The sequence below is a fragment of the Wenyingzhuangia gilva genome, from assembly GCF_030519655.1.
In the GTDB taxonomy this organism is placed as follows: domain Bacteria; phylum Bacteroidota; class Bacteroidia; order Flavobacteriales; family Flavobacteriaceae; genus Wenyingzhuangia; species Wenyingzhuangia gilva.
Genome location: NZ_JAUMIT010000003.1, coordinates 322,372 through 341,357, shown reverse-complemented (window position 1 = coordinate 341,357; position 18,986 = coordinate 322,372). Strand labels below are relative to the sequence as shown.

Sequence of the window (18,986 nt, the reverse complement as noted above, 5' to 3'; positions counted from 1 at the left end):
AATATTATCTTCTTCCTCCAGAATACGTCATGGCTTCTCCTTTACCAAATCCGTAACTAAAACCTAGCATAAAAAATCGGCCTCTACGACTATAACTATATTGATAATTATTTATATTATCACTTTCATTTTGATCAATTCTTGAAGCAAAAAGGTCTCTAACAGCTAAATTGATTACAGCTTTTCCTTTCATGATTTTTTTTCTCACCCCTAAATCTGCAAAAGCATAATCAGAAACATTGTTTTGTAAGGTTTTGTAAGAAGATCTATAATTTCCAGTTACTTCAATATCAATATCTGCGGGCAGCCCTAATTTAGAACTGATACGACTACTCCAACTAGTTCCAGTAAAATCAAATGTTTGATTGTTGTATTTTCCATTTCTATCAAAAGTATTCCAATTAAAATCCCCGTTAAAAGTCAGCCATTTTAAAGGACTATATTTTCCATTTACCTCAATTCCTAGCATTTTATTGGTTCCAATATTTAAGGGCATGGTGGTTTTTACATTGTCTACTATGGTAAAAACCCTTTCTACCAAATCAGTTGTATAACGATGATACAAACTAGTATTCATGGTTGCTTTTCCTATTTTATAAATCCCTGTCAATTCATAAGAATCAGAAAATTCTGGCAATAAATTTGGATTCCCTTTTCGCACGTTGTAATTATCTCTAATGTTAAAAAACGGATTCAAATCCCACAAACGAGGTCTGTAAATACGTTTAGAATATCCTAATTGTAAAGAAACATCACTATTAATTTTATATGAAGTATGTGCACTAGGAAAAAAATTTGTGTATTGTTGGCTGTTTTTTTCATTGGTATTGGTCAACACCGTTTTTAAATCGGTATTCTCCATACGAACCCCTAATTTAATTCCCCATTTATCTCCTTCGTAAGCTGTAGTCCCATAAATGCCCAATACTTTTTGATTGTATTCAAAATTATTGGTTAAACTATCAATGACTTGTGGTACTCCATTATTTAAATTTCTTACTTCGTAGTCATTTCCAACGTCATTGATTAAATATTGTGTTCCAGCTTCAATGGTAACGGTTTCTGTAATCGGATCAGTATAATCTAACTTAAACGTGTAATCTGTTTGATTGTAATTTGCTGCTGTTTGTTGATTAAAATTTGTGTTAGTTCCTATCACATCAGTATTATCAAACTCAGATGAAGTCTCTTTGGCAAAAGAGCTTCCCAAGGCACTGAATAGTAAAGTGTGCTCTTCATCATCTTTAAAGTCTTTTTTATAGTTTAATTCATATTGCCATTTTGGATTGGTGGCATCTGTCACCTCTGTTCTGTACCATTTGTTTTGTAAAACATCTTGATGATACAATTCAAAATTTGTACGAGAGGGTTGATCTTCTAATTCGTAAGCATAATTCCCCGAAAGTGTTAATACATTGTACTCGTTGATATGATAATCTGTTCCTAAAATAAGATTGAAAAAACTTTCATTTCTGTAGTTGGTTCCATTGCTAACAATAGTTGTATCATTCAGCTTATTGGTGTTGATATTCTCATTATACCTTGGAACAGAGCGATATCCTACTCCTAACTGAGTAAACAAATTAAATTTTTCTGTTCTACGATTTAAACTCACCCCAACACTATGATTGTCTGGAATTCCAGTATTTAAAGAGATTGAACCATTCAATCCTTTTTTCTCATTTTTTTTAAGAATAATATTTAAAACTCCTGCAGTTCCTTCAGCATCATATTTTGCAGATGGATTGGTAATAACCTCTATACTCTCAATCATATCTGCCGTAATGGTTCCTAAAGCATTTCCTCCTTGTTCTGCAATTACCGAAGGTTTTCCGTTGATTAAAATTTGTACTCCAGCACTTCCTCTTAAACTTACTTCTCCTTCTATATTTACATTTACAGATGGTACATTGTTTAGGACTTCAAGAGCGCTCATCCCTGTACTAGCAATGTCTTTACCTACACTAAATACTTTTTTATCTAATTTAAACTGTGTTTTAGAAACTTCTGCTCTTACCTCTACAGTATTTAACATTTGGCTATCTTCTTTTAAAACAATAGTTCCTAAATTGAGGATATTTTGATTGTAATCTAAATTCTCTAGTTTCTGAGTTTTGAATCCCATAAAACTGATTTCTACATAAAAATTAGTGGCATCGGTCTTAATGTTAAACTGTCCTTTCTCATTAGAAGTGGTTCCTCCAAGTACTTGCTTTGTAGTTTTATCTGCAATTACAACTGTTGCATAAGGAATTGTTGATTTGCTAACCGCATCTTTAATTTCTCCAAAAATGCTGATTTCTTTATTTTGAGTAAATCCTTTAAACCCTATTAACAGCACTAAAAATAAAGTTGTTTTAGCTAAAATGTTTTTCATATAATAATATTTTTTACTTATAGTTATCCAAACTAGCCTTGATTCTCTCTTTTATTTTTAATGCAAATTCTGGAGGAGAAATAACTTTAATAGCCTCTCCATAAGATAAAATTTGTTGTTCTAATTCATAGTTTGGAATCACTTCTAGCACAAAAGTCAATCCATTCTCATCTAAAACTCCGTTTTTCTGACTTCCGTGTAACGGAGATGTTAATATATAAGAAGCTAAACTTTTATTTGCATGGAGCGTAATAGTTGTTAATTCATCTTCTAGCCCTCTGGTTATACCTATAATATCTTCATAACGCTCTGTAAAATCTATGTCAGAAACTTCATATAAATCTTTACTTTCTTTAATGAATGCAATTCTATCAATAGCTAAAGTGGTAACAGGATTGTATTTAGAATGAGTTCCCAACACAAACCATCGGTTGTTGTATTGTTTTAAATATTGTGGATGCATAGAAAATTCTTCCACTTCATTATTCCTAAAGGTTTGATAACCTATTATTAATACTTTTTCATATAACACAGCATTAAACAAAGTGTTTAAATGTTCCAGTCCTTTTAAATATGGATTGTTTTCAAACCCTAAAATTTCTCTTGGTGTTTCATGAAAGTCGAAATCCTTTTCTAGCTTTAAGGTCAATTCTTCTACCCAACCAAATTGAGGCATTCCTTTAATTCTGTTTAAGGTTAACAGAGCTTCTTTTAATTGCTTAGCCTCTGTTTCATTCATGGGTTGATTGTTGATAGAAAAATCAGGATTTGCATATCTGTAATAAGCCGTTCTCCCTTCTTTGGTCACTTCTAACTCAACACCATAACCTTGCTCACTTTTCATAAAGTTGATGTCATCATAAATCTGTCTACGTTTGATTCCATCTGTTTCTCCATTAAAATCATTCAAGGCCTGATTACAAGATGCTATTAAATCATTGATATTATATCGTTTTCCTGTATTTCTAAAGCATTTGTCTAACGCTTGATAACGGATAATTGCATTTTTATTAGTAGCCATTGATGTGTTTTTACTGTTATAAATTTATCACGATAACCGATAATAAAAATAATCAATTGTGCAGAAACACAACACACATGAGTTAAATATTTGTATCAAATAAAAAACATATTATTATGACAAATGAATTGAGCTTACACGAACAAAGAAAAAAGTTGAATAACATTTACAACACCATCATCAAAAGAAAGGATTTACCAGAATTTGAATTTGATCATTTGATGAGGTTGTGGATTTTAGAAAACGAAAAGTTAGAAGAAAAAGAACAGGTATTTGAAATGAAATTCTTACATCAAACCAACATTCAAAATTATGCAAATGTGGCTATTTAAATAGTATCGGGTAAATATTTTTAAGGATGTTAATATGTTTACCCATACTTTATTTTAATACAAATTGGATTTTTCCTCCTATGGGTACTTGAGATAAGGCATCACAAGATTTTTCGGTTAAATTTACCAACCTTACATAACCACCTGTGGTAGGAGCATCAGCCATCATTACAATAGGTTGACCTGCTTTGGTTATTTGTACAGTACCTTTAATAATTCCCGATGAAATGATTTCATCTTTTTCAGGAAGTATTACTTTAATTCCCTCTAAACGAATTCCTATTCTATTAGCATCTTTTCCAATGGTAAAAACTGCATCAAAAAATGCTGCTTTGCTTGTTGTAGAAAACAAGTCCCACTCAGGACCTTTTACACAAAGTAATTGAGCACTTGGTAAAAAATCAGGAGCTTTCACTTTTGATTTAATTGGTTTTAGGGTGTTGTGTAAAACGGGTAATAAATCTCCTTTTTGTAAAACCCTTCCTTTAAACCCTCCTAATTTGGCAGGCACGTAAGTAGATTTACTGCCCAATACTCTCGGAATTTTTAATCCTCCTAATACAGCAATATATCCGTAAACCCCATGAGATGCTCCCTTAAAAGAAACAATTCCATCTTTAGGAATTTCTATGGCTTTGTACATGCTAATAGATTTACCGTTTAATTTGGGTTGCATATCTGCACCTGTAATGGCAATAGTAATGGCTTGATTTGCTTTAAATTTTATTCCCAACAAAGTCATTTCTATCACCGAAGTATTGGCTTCATTGGTAACCAAAGCATTGGCCAAATGAGCAGAAGTTACATCCATAAAACCACTTACAGGAATTCCTTTATCTTGAAACCCAAAACGACCACCATCTTGGACTGTACTGCTTAATCCTGGATTTAAAATTTCTATACTCATGTATTTTTCAATTTTTCAAATTCAGCTACAGAAATAGAAACAAATTGTACATAATCTCCCATAGCCACCAAAGATGGTTTTTCTTTAGAGAACAATGATATTGGCGTTTGTCCAATAATTTGCCATCCTCCTGGAGTAATCATTGGATAAACTCCTGTTTGTTGATCTGCCAAACCAACTGCTCCAGCAGGAATTTGCAATCTTGGGGTTTGCTTTCTAGGCGTATGTAAGCGCTTATCTAAACCTCCTAAATACATAAATCCTGGAGCGAATCCTATCATGTAAACCAAATATGGATCCGCTGTATGTATGTCTATAATTTCTTTCGTACTTAAATTCAATTCTCCTGAAACATATTCCATATCTAAAGCATAAGGAGCTTCATAACATACAGGAATTTCTACAATATTTTTGGTTAATTCTTCTTCAGCAAGTTTGTAAGGAGTATTTTCTAAAAACACCTTTAAAGTTTTAGGTTCTATTTCCTGCTGATCAAACATTACCGTGATGGAATTATATGCAGGAATTAAAGATTGAACCCCATGAATATGCATTTTTTTAAGTTGCTGATAACAGGCTTTTACTTGCAAATGTGTCTCAACAGATATTTCATCTGCAAACTGGATTAAAAAAGCACTTTCACCATATGGAACAACTTTAAATGACATTTTTGACTTCTATTTTATGTTTTACTAATTGTTGTTTTACGTAAGAAAGTAATTGCACCGCTTCAGGGGTATCTCCATGAAAACAGATACTATGTAAATTTAATGGAACTTCATTTTCTTCTAAGCTGATGACTTTTTGCTCTACAATCATGCTTTGTACCTGTTCCCAAACTTGTTCTTTAGAATGAATGACTCCTAATGGATTTTTTCTAGAAACCAAAGTCCCATCATTATGATATGCTCTATCTGCAAAGCCCTCTCTTAAAAAAATCAAATTTCCTTTTTTTGCTTCCTCCTCTAACACAGAACCTGCCAAGCCCATTAAAGCTACGCTTGGCTCTATTTGTTGAATAATATTGACCAACAACAATGCCATTTCTTTATCTACCGAAGCTTTATTATACAAAGCTCCATGTGGTTTTACATAACGCACATAAGCACCTTCTTCTCTGGCAATCCTTATCAAAGTTAAAATTTGATCTCTAATGACTTTCTTTAACATTTCATCAGAAATATTCATGACTTCTCTTCCAAAAACCTCAGGATTTGGATAAGATGGATGTGCTCCAATGGTTACTCCATGTTTTACAGCCAAACGGATGGTTGCTCTCATGGAAGTATCAGTTCCTGTATGTCCTCCACAAGCAATATTACACGAAGAAATCATTTCCATTAATTCTTCATCAAACAAAAAACCTTCTCCTAAATCTGCATTGATATCTATTTTCATTTATTTGTCTATGATTTAATTTCTAAATTAATAAACTAATTTAAGGAATACGGTTGGTAATCATGTTAAATATTGAAGTACTTTAAAAGCATCAAAATTTACGATTCATTTTCCTCAAAATATTCATTCTTAAATCCTATTAAATAAACTTTTTCTTTAGCACGAGTTATGGCTGTGTACAACCAACGCATACTGTCTTTTGTTAATCCATCAGGTAAATATGGCTGTTCTATAAAAACAGTATTCCACTGCCCCCCTTGAGATTTGTGGCAGGTCATGGCGTAAGCAAATTTAATTTGTAAAGCGTTAAAGTAATGGTTATTCTTTACAGATAACATTTGCTTATATTTAGATCTTTCCTCAGCATAGTCTTGTAATACTTCTTGATACAACCTATTGGATTCTTCATAAGTTAAAGAAGGAGTTTCCGAAGTTAACGTATCTAACAAAACAACCGTATCAATAGGTTTTAAATCTTCATAATCTATCAGTCGTAGTTTTACTTCTGCAAAACGGAATCCGTATAATTCTTTAATATTATAAATTTGTTGTACCTCACAAATATCACCATTGGCAATAAAATCAGCTTCTGTAGTATCTTTTAGCCAGAAATAATTGTTTTTTACGACCATGACATAATCACCCGCAGAAATCTCACTTTCTTGACCACGAATTTTAGTTCTGATTTGTTGATTGTATTGGTTGGCTCTTTTGTTAGAACGTACAATAAAAGCAGTATCTTCTACACCTGCTCTATCATATGCATTCACAATAGCATCTTCAATATCATATCCATCTTGTAAACGAATAATGTCTGGAAATTTTAAATCGAATTGAAAATCATAAAAACCATCCATTTCTAACTGTGCTCTTAACGCTGTTGCATTGCATAAAATTCCTGAATCTTTGTGTTGTCTCATCACTTGGTCTAACTCCAATAAATAAGGATTTTTACCATAATTGATAGCCAAAGTATCTTCGGACAATGCAGGACTTAATTCTGACTTTACAGGAGGTAACTGAGCAATATCTCCTATAAAAATTAATTTACAGTTAAAACCATTGTAAACATATTCCATCAAATCATCTAACAAAGAATTGCTATCAAACAAATTTACCTCACCAGAACCATCGGCAATCATAGAAGATTCATCTACAATAAAAAAGGTATTGGTATGCTTGTTTGGTTGCTTTACAAAGGCAACATTTCCGTTAGATTGCTTCTTAGGATGGTATATTTTCTTGTGAATGGTATGTGCTTTTTTCTTAGAATAGTTCGAAATTACCTTTGCTGCACGTCCTGTAGGGGCTAATAAAACTGCTTTTTTACCAATTTCCCACAAATGATTTACATAGGTGCTTATAGTGGTGGTTTTACCTGTACCTGCATATCCTTTTAAAATAAAAATAGCATCATCATCTGTATCAAACGAAAAATCAGACAGTTGACGTAATAATTCTTGCTGAATGGGGGTTGGTTCAAATGGGAATTTTTTTAATAAGGTCTTATAAAAAACTGTAGAAGATTTTATCATGAAAAAAGTTTACACAAATATAAGGATTGAAATATGTGTAAAAGTTTTTATGAATAAAAAAAAATTGTAAATTTGGCTTCGTTCATTATAAAATTAATACAAAAAAAAAATGATTTTATTTATTCTTTTAGGAATAGTAGTAGCGGTTGCCCTGGCTATACTTATTGTAAAATATTTACCTGTTAAATTTACTCCAATTGTTTCTATCATATTACTTGGTGTTGCAGGATATATTTCTTATTTAATTTATGCTGGGATCATGGAGCCTATCAGATTTAACAAAGAAAAAAAGGTACGTTATGTTGAAGTAATTAAACAATTAAAGTTAATTGCTGATGCTCAGGATGCTCACAATACAATTACCGGAAAATTTACAGGAAATGGTGAAAATTTAATTAAATTTATTGATACTGCTCAATTTGCGATTACCAATACACATACTGAGATTGTTAAAGAAAATAGAGGTACTACATGGTCTCCTTTGATGGTTGAAGTTGAGAAAAAAGTGACTGACACTATTGGATACGAATCTGTAAAAGAAAAGATTTTTGCAGGACGTGATTATAAAAACATGTTAAAAATTCCTAACTCAGATAAAGAATTCAAAATTCAATCTGCAGTAATCATGAGAGCTAATGATGTTTTGGCTTCAGTATTTCAAGTTGAAATTGATAAAGCAGACATCTTAGAAGGAATGAGTCCATCATTAATTAAACAAGAAAAATTAGCATTAGGAGGTGATGAAATTCCTGGAGGATACATTACTATTGGTTCTTTAAACGAAGTAAGCACCGCAGGAAACTGGCCACCATTATATGATGCTATGGCAAGTAACTAGTAATGAGTAAGGAAACACTTATACATAATTATAAAAAGTTATCCATCCAATTAAGTTCGGATGGATTTTCTTTTTGTGTTTATAACAATACAGAAAACATTTACGACCATATTGTCTCCATTCCGTTTTCTAACAAAATAACCACCCCTACAAGCATACTAGAAGAAGTAAAAAATATTTTTGAAAACAATGTACTTTTGCATGATACTTATGAAGAAGTTGTATTAATTCATCACAATGAACTAAACACTTTTGTCCCTCAATCTTATTTTAATGAAGATATTCTTAACAGCTATTTACAAAATACTGTTAAAGTATTTGAGAATGATTATGTAAGTTTTGATGAGTTAAACGAATTAAACATGAACAATGTTTACATTCCTTTTGTAAACGTAAACAACTTTATTTTTGATTCTTTTGGTGAATTCACCTACCTACACTCTTCTACTGTTTTTTTACAAAACATTTTAAAATCTAACGATGTTGGTCACAAAGCCATGTTTATAAATGTTTATGAAAACAATTTTCAATTGATGGTGATAGAAAATAATCAGTTATTATTGGGGAATCATTTTAGTTATCAAAGCAAAGAAGATTTTGTGTATTATGTTTTATTTGTAGCAGAACAATTAAAAATGGATCCTAATAGCTTTGCCTTAACCTTATATGGAGCTATTAAAGAAAAAGACGATGTTTATCAGCTACTTTACAATTATGTAAGAAATGTAAACATTTATGCTACTTTAAATCCTAAAGTAGACAAAAACGTTGTTACCTTACCACAAGCACATTATAACCTATTACAATTACACTTATGAGAATTATCTCTGGTAAATACAAATCAAGAAGATTAACCGCTCCTAAAAATTTACCTGTCCGTCCAACCACAGATATGGCCAAAGAAGGACTTTTTAATATTCTTAACAATTGGTACGATATTGATGATATTACTATTTTAGATTTGTTCTCTGGTACCGGAAACATTAGTTTTGAGTTTGGATCTAGAGGAAATACTCAGATTACTTCTGTAGATCAATATCATGGATGTATACATTACATCAATCAAATTAGTAAAGAATTAGAATTTAACATCAACACCATTAAAGCAGATGTCTTTTCTTTTTTAGAAAAACACTCAGGAAAATACGATGTTATTTTTGCTGATCCTCCTTATGAATTTAGTGATGAACAATTTGCCAAAATTCCTGAATTGGTATGGGAAAACAATTTGTTAGACGAAAAAGGAACTTTAGTGATTGAACATTCTCAACAAACAGACTTAAGCAACTTACCTAATTTTACACAAGCCAAACGATACGGAGGATGTATGTTTAGTTTTTTTGAGCTTTAAAACATTAATTTATGAAAACACTAAAAAAAGGTGATGCAGTAGGATTAGCTTTAGGAGGTGGAGCCGTTTTAGGAGCAGCGCATGTTGGTGTTTTAAAAGCTATTGAAGAATTAGGTTTACAGGTAAAGTGGATTAGTGGTACTAGTATTGGAGCCATGGTTGCAGCTCTTTATGCATTTGACAACAATTGTGAAAAAGTAAAAGACATTGCTCTAGATATTAGCTGGAAAGACATTACTTCTTTTTCCATCTCTAAATTTGGTTTGATGAGTAATAACAAAATTGCTCATTTTATGAAACAAAACATAGGAAACGTTAACATAGAAGATGCTAAAATTCCACTAGCCATTATGGCAACCAATATAGCCACAGGTGAAAAAGTAGTCTTAAAAAAAGGAAATGTTGCACAAGCGGTAATGGCAAGCTCTTGTATTCCCGGAATTTTTAATCCTATTACTATTGATGACATCATGCTAGTAGATGGTGCCATCGCTGAAAATGTTCCTGTAAGTCCTTTGCAAGAAATGAAAGCTGAAACCATTATTGCCATTGATTTAAATGCTAAACATCTTTATGGAGAACCTAGAAATATGATTGAGGTTTTACAAAATAGTTTTCATTTTACTTTAGAAACTGCTGTAAGATTACAAACCCAGCAAGCAGATATTTTAATTACTCCAGATTTAGGCTCTTTTGACAGGTATCACACCTCACAAACAGAAAGTTTAATTACCAAAGGGTATCATGAAACCCTCAGATATTTAACTCCATTGATGGAGTAGTTTTATTGTTAGTGAGTAAGATCTAATCTTCTCTTCTACATAGAAATCCTTACCTTCGTATAGTGTTTATACAAACACATGCTTTCTACAAAATCAAAACACATAATTTATGGAGCCTATCATCCAAATAGACAATCTTTTTATTGAAGAAAACACTGTTTTTACGGAGCTTATAGAAGTAATAAAAAAAAACTTTGCTGAAAATAAGTTAATGGTACCTAAGAGACATCATCATGATTTTCCTAATCCAAAAATGAATAGTGATTCAACATTGTTATTAATGCCTGCTTGGAATCCTAGTGAAACTGCTGGAGTCAAAATCATTACTGTAAGTCCACAAAATAGCCAATTTGACATCCCCTCTATACAGGGAACCTATATTTACTTAGATGCTACAAAAGGAACTATCAAAGCTATTATAGAAGCCAAGAGTTTAACCGCTAAACGTACTGCTGCTGCCTCTGCTTTGGCTTCTTCATATTTATCTCGTAAAGATGCTAGTTCTCTATTAATGATTGGAACTGGGGCTTTGTCTATCAACCTAATCAAAGCACATGCTAGTGTTCGTCATCTAAAAGAGGTCTTTGTTTGGGGAAGGAGTTATAGCAAAGCACAAGCCATTTGTAAACAACTACAGAATGAAGATTTCAACATCACTCCCATCAAAACTATTGAAGAAAAAATAAGTGATGTAGATATTATTTCTTCTGCTACCCTATCTAAAACTCCACTTATACTTGGGAAATACTTAAGAAAAGGTCAACATATTGATTTGGTTGGAGCTTATAAAAAAGACATGAGAGAAGCCGATGATGAAACCATTTTTAAATCAAATATTTATGTAGATACTTATGATGGTATACACGAAAATGGAGACATTACCATTCCTTTAAAAACGGGAATCTTAAAAAGAGAAAATATCAAAGCTGATTTATTTGAACTTACTTCGCTTCAAAAACAAGGAAGAACAAAAACCGAGGAACTTACCGTATTTAAATCTGTGGGGCATGCTCTTGAAGATTTAGCAGCTGCAAATTATTTCTATGAAAAGTATGTCAATCGTGATTTGGTAAAATCATCCTAATTAAATACTACTATATTTACAAGCTGTAATATTATTATTTAATGATTAAAATTCTTTTTCAAGACGATTATATTTTAGCGGTACACAAACCGAACAATATGCTGGTACATCATTCGGTGATGGCTAACAATCAGCTTGAAGAAAAATCTTTAGTTCAATTGCTAAATGATGAATTGAAGGCTAAATTTTATCCTGTTCATAGACTAGATAGAAAAACCTCTGGAATTATTCTATTTGCCAAAGAAAAGGAATATGTAAAAGCATTTCAAGAACTGTTTATCAACAATCAAATTCAGAAAACTTATTATGGATTGGTTCGTGGTTTTATTCCCGAAGAAGGAAAAATAGACAGTCCCGTAAAAGGTCGTGATGCCAACGTACATAAAGAAGCCCTTACCTATTATAAACGTATCAAAACTTTTGAAGTCCCTATAAAAGTGGGGCCTTATGAAACATCTCGTTATAGTTTGGTAGAGTTACAACCCAAAACAGGTCGTTTGCATCAATTAAGAATTCACATGAACAAAATTAGTCACCCTTTAATTGGGGATCCTAAATACGGAGATCGTTTTCACAATAGGATGTTTGAAGAGAAATTTCAAAATCAAGCCATGTTTTTACATGCCAAAACCTTAGCTTTTGTACATCCATTTACAGAGGTAAAACATTCTCTAGAAACTGATTTCCCAGAAAATTGGAAACTTGTCATTCAAAAACTAAAAGATTAAATATTGATAAGTCAACCCTATCAAAATGGCGATTCCAAAACTTAACAAAGTTCCCACCAATATATATTCAGTTAATTTTCTATCCTTGGCTTTGGTTAAATCCCCAAAACGGAATACCGATTTTGCAGCTAATAAAAAACCAATTGCTTGCCATTGGTTCAGCACCACAAAAGCAAACACAAACAAACGTTCTAAAATTCCGATGTATTTTCCTGCATTTTTTAATGAGCTATCTTCTTTACTTACTTCTTCTATCTCCTTATTCCATACACTAAAAACCACTTTTAACACAATAGAAGTTACTGATGTTAACAGTAACAAAGCCAATACAAGTAGTAAGTTTTGTTCTGTAACAATACTCTTTACATCAAACGTTAAACTATTCCACTGTTTAACTACCAAACCAATTACCATTAAATGTGCTATTTGATCTGCAAAAAATAATACCCTATTATTCTTTAAAGGTTTTAATAACTTAATACTGTCAATTATTAAATGAGAAATACTAATCATTACAATTGTCCATAAATATTGGACTTGAAAACCAAGAAATATCAATAACAACAAAGCATGAATTACAGTATGGATATACAAATATTTGGAGGCCCATTTTTTCTTTTCTTTATGTTTAACCCATTTATTAGGTTGTAATACAAAATCTCCCAATACATGAGCAATTAATAATTTTAGTATTAACATAACTCTCCTATTTTTTGTTTGTAAAACTGAAGACAATCTTGTATCTCTTCGTATCCCGCCTTTTTTAAACTGTAGCTAACATTGCTTTGTTTTTTATTTAAAGCTTGAGCAATCTCTATTTGTTTACTTTCTGGGTTTTCTAACTGTTTATAAACAATTTCTGCCATGGCTGGTTTCCAATAATCCATGGTTAAAGTGGCTAAGTTTAGCATGATATTGATTGTTTTATCAAACTCTTGCCATCGTGTTTTTATGGCTAAAGTATTTTTCTTTAAACCGTCAAAAGCTTCACCAGCATAAACAAATGCAGGTCCATTAGAAGTCGTTACTTTTTCTGATTGATAGGTAATTTCTCCAATACCAATTCCTATTCTAATATCAATATTTGGAATTTGTTTGATTGCCGACTTTAATAAAACTGCTACTTCTAAGGCTTTTTTAGGTTGTATGATAACTTGGATACTGTCCCCTCTAAATATTTCCCAAACGGCATATTCCTCCCCTATATTTTGTAAAGTGGTTTTTAAAGTCTTTAACCAAATTTCAGGAGAAACCTCTCTTGAATTAACGATATCTGCTGTAATTACTGCTTTCATTGTTTTATATGCTTTTTATCATATATACACAAATATATGCTTTTTATCATATAAACAAGAATATATGACTTTTAAGATATATTAGAGTTTCAAAAGTATTGGTTTTTCAAAAGTTACCCATTGCTCATAGCCCTTGTCATTCAAATGAACCCCATCTTTGGTTAATTCTTTTTTCATAAAACCAGATTCATCAACAAAAACGTTATATAAATCAACTACAGAATAAAAACCTTTATGCGCTCCTTTTTTAATAATTTTATTAATTTCTAAAATTTCATCTTTTAAAAATGGACGTGTGGTTGGAAGCACGGTTCTTACAAAAATTTTAGTATTTGGTGATTTTTGGTGAATGATTTTTGCAATTTTCATGATATTTTTCCCTACATATTTAGCCGATGGAATAATTTTATCATATTTTAAATTATGACTTTTATCTAAATCATGATGCATGTTAAACAAATCATTGATCCCTATTAAAATAAACACAGCTTTGGGTTTGTAATACACAATTTCATTTAGCCTAGCAATCACACCATCGGTTACATCACCTGCAATTCCTCTATTTTTAATGTGATTTAATTCAAACTTTTCATTCCAATCACCTGCTTGTTGGGTGATGCTATTTCCTATAAAAAAAACATCTCCAAACTCTGGAATATCTTTTTTGAACGTAGCTATTCTACTTTGATAATTTTTAATTGTCCAATCATTATGGTATCTAGTAACCACTTTTTCTGTTGGAAATAAATCTGAAGGTCTATTATTATTTTCTTGAGCAAAAAGACTTGTAAAAACAGTCATTATATAAAATAACAACACAGAAAAATTCAGTTTTGTAAACATATTATGGAATTCAATAGATTTTGATAATATCACAAATATATTATCTTATATTTTTTTCTTTCAATTTATGAAACAAAAAACGCCAATCATAAATTATGATTGGCGTTTTTAATAAGTATATTTTAACCTTAGTCTTTGTGTAAAAATGCTTGTTTGGCTAACAATTCCTCTTCTGTTTCTACCACATCTTCATCAGGTACACAACAGTCAACTGGACAAACAGCAGCACATTGTGGCTCATCATGGAAACCTTTACATTCTGTACATTTATCAGGTACAATGTAATAAACTTCATCAGAAATAGGCTCTTGCTCTTCATCAGCATTCCCACTATGTCCATTTGGTAAGACAAAGTCTCCCTCTAAAGAAGTTCCCTCAGAATACTTCCACTCTTCAGCACCTTCATATATTGCATTATTAGGACACTCTGGTTCACAAGCTCCACAGTTTATACATTCGTCTGTTATTATAATTGCCATCGTTCTTTTTTCTTTAAATTTGTGCCACAAAAATAATACATTTTGTATTCATTCAAAACCCACAAACTAACTTATAATGAGTTTAGATAAGAGAAAACAAGCATTTATTACCTTAGGGCAATTTCTTTCGCAATTTACAACAACTGAGATTCTTAAAAAAGAAGATATTCCTTTTAATGATTTATTTTTTGAGGTATTTGCTACTCAAATAAAAAGAGCCGAAGAATACAACAGTTGGTTTACTCAAAACAATGTGTTATTTGCTTTTGATAGTTGGGCAAAAACACTAACTAAAAAAAACATTGATCAGTGGTTACAAGAATATAACGTTCCATCAACTAATCATAAAACCATTGCAGTTATTATGGCTGGAAACATTCCTTTAGTAGGCTTTCATGACTTTTTATGTGTAGCCATTACCGGAAATAAAGTCTTGGCCAAATTATCGTCAAATGATAAACATTTTATTCCACTTATAGCAAAATATTTAGAATATATAGAGCCTAGCTTTAAAGGAACATTTACTTTTACAGAAGAAAAACTACAAAATTATGATGCAGTAATTGCTACGGGAAGTAATAATACGGCTCGCTATTTTGACTATTATTTCGGAAAACATCCCCATATCATTAGGAAAAGTAGAAATTCTGTGGCTGTTTTAGATGGTAATGAAACCCATGAGCAACTAGAAAATTTAAGTGATGATATTTTTAGATATTACGGATTAGGTTGTAGAAATGTTTCTAAAATATTTGTTCCTAGAAATTATGACTTTGATAAGCTTTTTAAAGCTGTTTACAAACACAAAGACATTCTTAATTATACTAAATACGCCAATAATTACGACTATAACAAAGCCGTATATTTAATGAGCTTATTTGACATTAAAGAAAACGGTTTTTTAATGTTAAAAGAAGATAAAAGCTACGCCTCTCCTATTGCCTCTCTATTTTATGAATTTTATGATGATTTTGATGCTCTTAAAATCAAATTAAAAGACGAATCAGATAAGATTCAATGCATCACTTCTGAGCTAAATATTGAAGATAGTGTAAAATTTGGGCAAACACAGGTTCCAAAATTATGGAATTATGCGGATAACGTTGATACTGTTAATTTTTTAATAACATTGTAAAAAAACGTTAAAAATAAATACTCAAACGTAAAGGTAAAGTGACTAGATTTTATAAATTTGTGCTTTCCAAAAATTAAATATATAATGAAAAAACATAATTTTAGCGCAGGTCCTTCAATCCTACCTCAAGAAGTATTTGAGAAAGCTAGTCAAGCTGTATTAGATTTTGACAACACAGGTTTATCATTAATTGAAATATCTCACCGTAGCAAGGAATTTGTTGCTGTATATGACAAAGCCGTTGCATTGGTAAAAGAATTATTAAATGTACCAGAAACTCACGAAGTATTATTCTTGCAAGGTGGAGCTTCTATGCAATTTTTAATGACTGCTATCAATTTAATGAAAAACGAAGGTGGTAAAGCTGCCTATGTAGATACTGGTGCTTGGAGTTCTAAAGCTATTAAAGAAGCAAAATTATTTGGACAAGTAGATGTAGTGGCCTCTTCTGAAGACACTAATTATAACTACATTCCGAAAGGATATAGTATTCCTACGGATGCTGATTATGTTCACATTACTTCTAACAATACTATTTTTGGAACTCAATTCAAAGAATTCCCTACCACAGAAGTTCCTTTGGTAGCAGATATGTCTTCTGATATTTTCTCTAAACCCGTAGATGTTTCTAAATTCGGAATTATTTATGCAGGTGCACAAAAGAACTTAGGTCCTGCGGGAGCTACTTTGGTTATTGTAAAAAAAGACTTATTAGGAAATACTGGTAGAACCATTCCTTCTATGTTAGATTACCAAATCCATATCAAAGGAGAAAGTATGTTTAATACGCCTCCTGTTTTTGCTATTTATGTTTCTATGTTAAACTTAGAATACATGAAAGCTCAAGGTGGATTAAAAGCTGTTGAAAAACACAATGAAGAAAAAGCGGCTATGTTGTACAATGAAATTGACAACAACCCATCATTTGTAAATAGTGTTGCTAAAGAAGATCGTTCTTTAATGAATGTAGTATTCTTATTAAAAGACGAATCTAAAGATGCTGAATTCTTAGCTGCTTGTGCAGAAGCGGGAATTAGCAACGTAAAAGGTCACCGTTCTGTAGGAGGATTTAGAGCTTCTATTTACAATGCGATGCCTAAAGAAAGCGTACAAGCTTTGATTGATGTAATGAAGAAATTTTAACGCTTAGACCCTAAGCATAAACAATAATTAAATGAAAGTTTTAGCAAACGACGGTTTAGCACAATCAGGTGTTGATGCCTTAGAAAAAGCAGGATTTGAAGTAATTTTAACTACAGTTGCTCAAGATCAATTGGAAAGTTACATCAATGAGAATAACATTGATGTCATCTTAGTAAGATCTGCAACTACAGTAAGACAAGAATTAATTGATGCTTGTCCATCTTTAAAAATCATCGGTCGTGGTGGTGTTGGTATGGATAACATTGATGTACAATATGCAAAAGACAAAGGATTACACGTAATCAATACACCAGCATCTTCTTCTCACTCTGTAGGAGAATTAGTATTTGCTCACTTATTTGGTTTGGTACGTTTTTTACAAGATGCAAACAGAAACATGCCTTTAGAGGGTGATACTAAGTTTGGAGCTTTAAAAAAATCTTACGCTAAAGGAGTTGAATTAAAAGGACAAACTTTAGGAGTAATTGGTTTTGGTCGTATTGGTCAAGCTACTGCTAAAATCGCTTTGGGATTAGGTATGAAAGTAATTGCTTTTGACCCTTTCTTTGATAAAGTAGATTTAGACTTAGAGTTCTTTGATGGACAAAAAGTTTCTTTTACAGTAAATACTGTCTCTAAAGAAGAAGTGTTAAAGAATGCTGATTTTATCACCTTACACGTACCTGCTCAAGATGGTTATGTAATAAGTACTCCAGAATTTAAAATGATGAAAAACACAGCAATCATTATCAACGCTGCTCGTGGTGGTGTAATTGATGAAGTTGCTTTGATTGAAGCTCTAGAAAGTGGAGAAATTGCAAAAGCTGGATTAGACGTTTTTGAAAGCGAGCCTAAACCATCTATGAAAGTATTAATGAATCCTAATATTTCATTAACGCCACATATTGGTGCAGCTACTTTAGAAGCACAAGACCGTATTGGAACTGAATTAGCTGATCAAATTATTTCTATTTTGAAGTAATTTATTTAACTATATAAATCAATCCCCATAAACATATGTTTGTGGGGATTTTTTATTTTTACACAACTTAAAACTAATCACATGAGTATTTCTCAAAATTTAGCAGATATAAAAAAAACACTTCCTAAAGAAGTTACTTTGGTTGCCGTATCTAAAACCAAACCTGTTTCAGATCTTCAAGAGGCCTATGATGCTGGACAGCGAATATTTGGTGAAAATAAAATTCAGGAAATGGTAGAGAAATACGATGTTTTACCCAAAGATATTTCTTGGCATATGATTGGTCATTTACAAAGTAATAAGGTAAAATACATGGCTCATTTTGTAGATTTGATTCATGGAGTAGACAAGTTTTCAACCTTAAAAGAAATCAACAAACAAGCTAAAAAACACAACCGAATTATTAATTGTTTGTTACAGTTAAAAATAGCAGAAGAAGATTCTAAATTTGGATTATCGGCTGAAAAAATCAAAGATATTTTAAGTTCTGATGATTATAAAAATCTTGAAAACATAAAAATAGTCGGTTTGATGGGAATGGCGAGTTTTGTAGAGGATGAAAATCAAATAAAACAAGAATTTTCATCGCTAAAAACCTTTTATGACGAACTAAAACCTACTCAACCACAATTCAACACTGTTTCTATGGGAATGAGTGGTGATTATGAATTGGCTATCGAACAAGGAAGTAATATGGTTCGTGTAGGGAGTGCCATTTTTGGAAATAGAAACTATAACAAATAAAAAAAGTTCCAG

The 18,986-nt window shown here is 31.6% G+C and carries 21 protein-coding genes; 11 read left to right on the top strand and 10 right to left on the bottom strand.

Annotated elements, in window-relative coordinates; genetic code table 11:
- Positions 1–4 precede the first annotated feature (4 nt).
- On the bottom strand, positions 5–2,377 hold the full coding sequence (locus QVZ41_RS08550; RefSeq protein WP_302884144.1) for a TonB-dependent receptor: 2,373 nt from the start codon (positions 2,375–2,377) through the stop codon (positions 5–7).
- Positions 2,378–2,390: 13 nt separating this feature from the next.
- A complete protein-coding gene (locus QVZ41_RS08545; RefSeq protein WP_302884143.1) occupies positions 2,391–3,398 on the bottom strand; it encodes a helix-turn-helix transcriptional regulator in 1,008 nt (335 codons plus the stop codon).
- Positions 3,399–3,514: 116 nt separating this feature from the next.
- Here QVZ41_RS08545 and QVZ41_RS08540 point away from each other — a divergent pair, with 116 nt between their 5' ends.
- Positions 3,515–3,730 carry a hypothetical protein gene (locus QVZ41_RS08540; RefSeq protein WP_302884142.1) on the top strand — a complete coding sequence of 72 codons (216 nt, stop codon included), beginning with the start codon at positions 3,515–3,517 and terminating at the stop codon, positions 3,728–3,730.
- A gap of 49 nt (positions 3,731–3,779) precedes the next feature.
- Here the strand turns inward: QVZ41_RS08540 and QVZ41_RS08535 are convergent, their stop codons facing one another.
- The 4 genes from QVZ41_RS08535 to QVZ41_RS08520 all read right to left on the bottom strand — a co-directional run bounded on the left by QVZ41_RS08535 (position 3,780) and on the right by QVZ41_RS08520 (position 7,570).
- Entirely contained in the window at positions 3,780–4,637 is an 858-nt protein-coding gene (locus QVZ41_RS08535) for a 5-oxoprolinase subunit C family protein (protein ID WP_302884141.1), read from the bottom strand.
- Complete coding sequence (gene pxpB, locus QVZ41_RS08530) at positions 4,634–5,305, bottom strand: 5-oxoprolinase subunit PxpB (RefSeq protein ID WP_302884140.1); 672 nt, start codon at positions 5,303–5,305, stop codon at positions 4,634–4,636. Before pxpB ends, QVZ41_RS08535 begins: the two co-directional genes overlap by 4 nt.
- The gene (gene pxpA / locus QVZ41_RS08525) at positions 5,295–6,035 is read right to left on the bottom strand and encodes a 5-oxoprolinase subunit PxpA (protein ID WP_302884139.1); all 741 of its coding nucleotides are present in this window, start codon (positions 6,033–6,035) and stop codon (positions 5,295–5,297) included. Before pxpA ends, pxpB begins: the two co-directional genes overlap by 11 nt.
- A 98-nt stretch (positions 6,036–6,133) precedes the next feature.
- Positions 6,134–7,570, bottom strand: a complete 1,437-nt coding sequence (locus QVZ41_RS08520; RefSeq protein ID WP_302884138.1) for an ATP-dependent DNA helicase — start codon at positions 7,568–7,570, stop codon at positions 6,134–6,136.
- 109 nt (positions 7,571–7,679) lie between these two features.
- Here QVZ41_RS08520 and QVZ41_RS08515 point away from each other — a divergent pair, with 109 nt between their 5' ends.
- The 6 genes from QVZ41_RS08515 to QVZ41_RS08490 all read left to right on the top strand — a co-directional run bounded on the left by QVZ41_RS08515 (position 7,680) and on the right by QVZ41_RS08490 (position 12,353).
- Positions 7,680–8,408 carry a hypothetical protein gene (locus QVZ41_RS08515; RefSeq protein WP_302884137.1) on the top strand — a complete coding sequence of 243 codons (729 nt, stop codon included), beginning with the start codon at positions 7,680–7,682 and terminating at the stop codon, positions 8,406–8,408.
- Between the two features lie 2 nt (positions 8,409–8,410).
- The gene (locus QVZ41_RS08510; protein WP_302884136.1) at positions 8,411–9,226 is read left to right on the top strand and encodes a DUF3822 family protein; all 816 of its coding nucleotides are present in this window, start codon (positions 8,411–8,413) and stop codon (positions 9,224–9,226) included.
- On the top strand, positions 9,223–9,759 hold the full coding sequence (locus QVZ41_RS08505; protein WP_302884135.1) for an RsmD family RNA methyltransferase: 537 nt from the start codon (positions 9,223–9,225) through the stop codon (positions 9,757–9,759). Before QVZ41_RS08510 ends, QVZ41_RS08505 begins: the two co-directional genes overlap by 4 nt.
- Positions 9,760–9,770: 11 nt before the next feature.
- Positions 9,771–10,541 carry a patatin-like phospholipase family protein gene (locus tag QVZ41_RS08500; protein ID WP_302884134.1) on the top strand — a complete coding sequence of 257 codons (771 nt, stop codon included), beginning with the start codon at positions 9,771–9,773 and terminating at the stop codon, positions 10,539–10,541.
- A gap of 109 nt (positions 10,542–10,650) precedes the next feature.
- Positions 10,651–11,625 carry a bifunctional Delta(1)-pyrroline-2-carboxylate/Delta(1)-piperideine-2-carboxylate reductase gene (gene lhpI, locus QVZ41_RS08495; protein ID WP_302884133.1) on the top strand — a complete coding sequence of 325 codons (975 nt, stop codon included), beginning with the start codon at positions 10,651–10,653 and terminating at the stop codon, positions 11,623–11,625.
- 41 nt (positions 11,626–11,666) lie between these two features.
- Positions 11,667–12,353 (top strand): pseudouridine synthase, encoded by a 687-nt coding sequence (locus QVZ41_RS08490; protein WP_302884132.1) that lies wholly within the window; start codon positions 11,667–11,669, stop codon positions 12,351–12,353.
- Here the strand turns inward: QVZ41_RS08490 and QVZ41_RS08485 are convergent.
- From QVZ41_RS08485 to QVZ41_RS08470, 4 genes are all read right to left on the bottom strand, one after another.
- On the bottom strand, positions 12,342–13,052 hold the full coding sequence (locus QVZ41_RS08485) for a DUF3307 domain-containing protein (protein ID WP_302884131.1): 711 nt from the start codon (positions 13,050–13,052) through the stop codon (positions 12,342–12,344). The genes QVZ41_RS08490 and QVZ41_RS08485 overlap by 12 nt on opposite strands.
- Positions 13,046–13,648, bottom strand: coding sequence for a SatD family protein (locus tag QVZ41_RS08480; RefSeq protein WP_302884130.1), 603 nt, complete (start codon positions 13,646–13,648; stop codon positions 13,046–13,048). The genes QVZ41_RS08485 and QVZ41_RS08480 overlap by 7 nt, the downstream gene beginning before the upstream one ends.
- A gap of 81 nt (positions 13,649–13,729) precedes the next feature.
- On the bottom strand, positions 13,730–14,524 hold the full coding sequence (locus tag QVZ41_RS08475; protein ID WP_302884129.1) for a GDSL-type esterase/lipase family protein: 795 nt from the start codon (positions 14,522–14,524) through the stop codon (positions 13,730–13,732).
- 95 nt (positions 14,525–14,619) lie between these two features.
- Complete coding sequence (locus tag QVZ41_RS08470; RefSeq protein ID WP_302884128.1) at positions 14,620–14,970, bottom strand: 4Fe-4S dicluster domain-containing protein; 351 nt, start codon at positions 14,968–14,970, stop codon at positions 14,620–14,622.
- Positions 14,971–15,046: 76 nt separating this feature from the next.
- Here QVZ41_RS08470 and QVZ41_RS08465 point away from each other — a divergent pair, with 76 nt between their 5' ends.
- From QVZ41_RS08465 to QVZ41_RS08450, 4 genes are all read left to right on the top strand, one after another.
- A complete protein-coding gene (locus QVZ41_RS08465; RefSeq protein WP_302884127.1) occupies positions 15,047–16,105 on the top strand; it encodes an acyl-CoA reductase in 1,059 nt (352 codons plus the stop codon).
- An 84-nt stretch (positions 16,106–16,189) separates the two neighbouring features.
- Positions 16,190–17,248 carry a 3-phosphoserine/phosphohydroxythreonine transaminase gene (gene serC, locus QVZ41_RS08460; protein ID WP_302884126.1) on the top strand — a complete coding sequence of 353 codons (1,059 nt, stop codon included), beginning with the start codon at positions 16,190–16,192 and terminating at the stop codon, positions 17,246–17,248.
- Between the two features lie 31 nt (positions 17,249–17,279).
- The gene (locus tag QVZ41_RS08455) at positions 17,280–18,230 is read left to right on the top strand and encodes a D-2-hydroxyacid dehydrogenase (RefSeq protein ID WP_302884125.1); all 951 of its coding nucleotides are present in this window, start codon (positions 17,280–17,282) and stop codon (positions 18,228–18,230) included.
- Between the two features lie 81 nt (positions 18,231–18,311).
- Complete coding sequence (locus tag QVZ41_RS08450) at positions 18,312–18,974, top strand: YggS family pyridoxal phosphate-dependent enzyme (RefSeq protein WP_302884124.1); 663 nt, start codon at positions 18,312–18,314, stop codon at positions 18,972–18,974.
- The last annotated feature ends 12 nt before the right edge of the window (positions 18,975–18,986 follow it).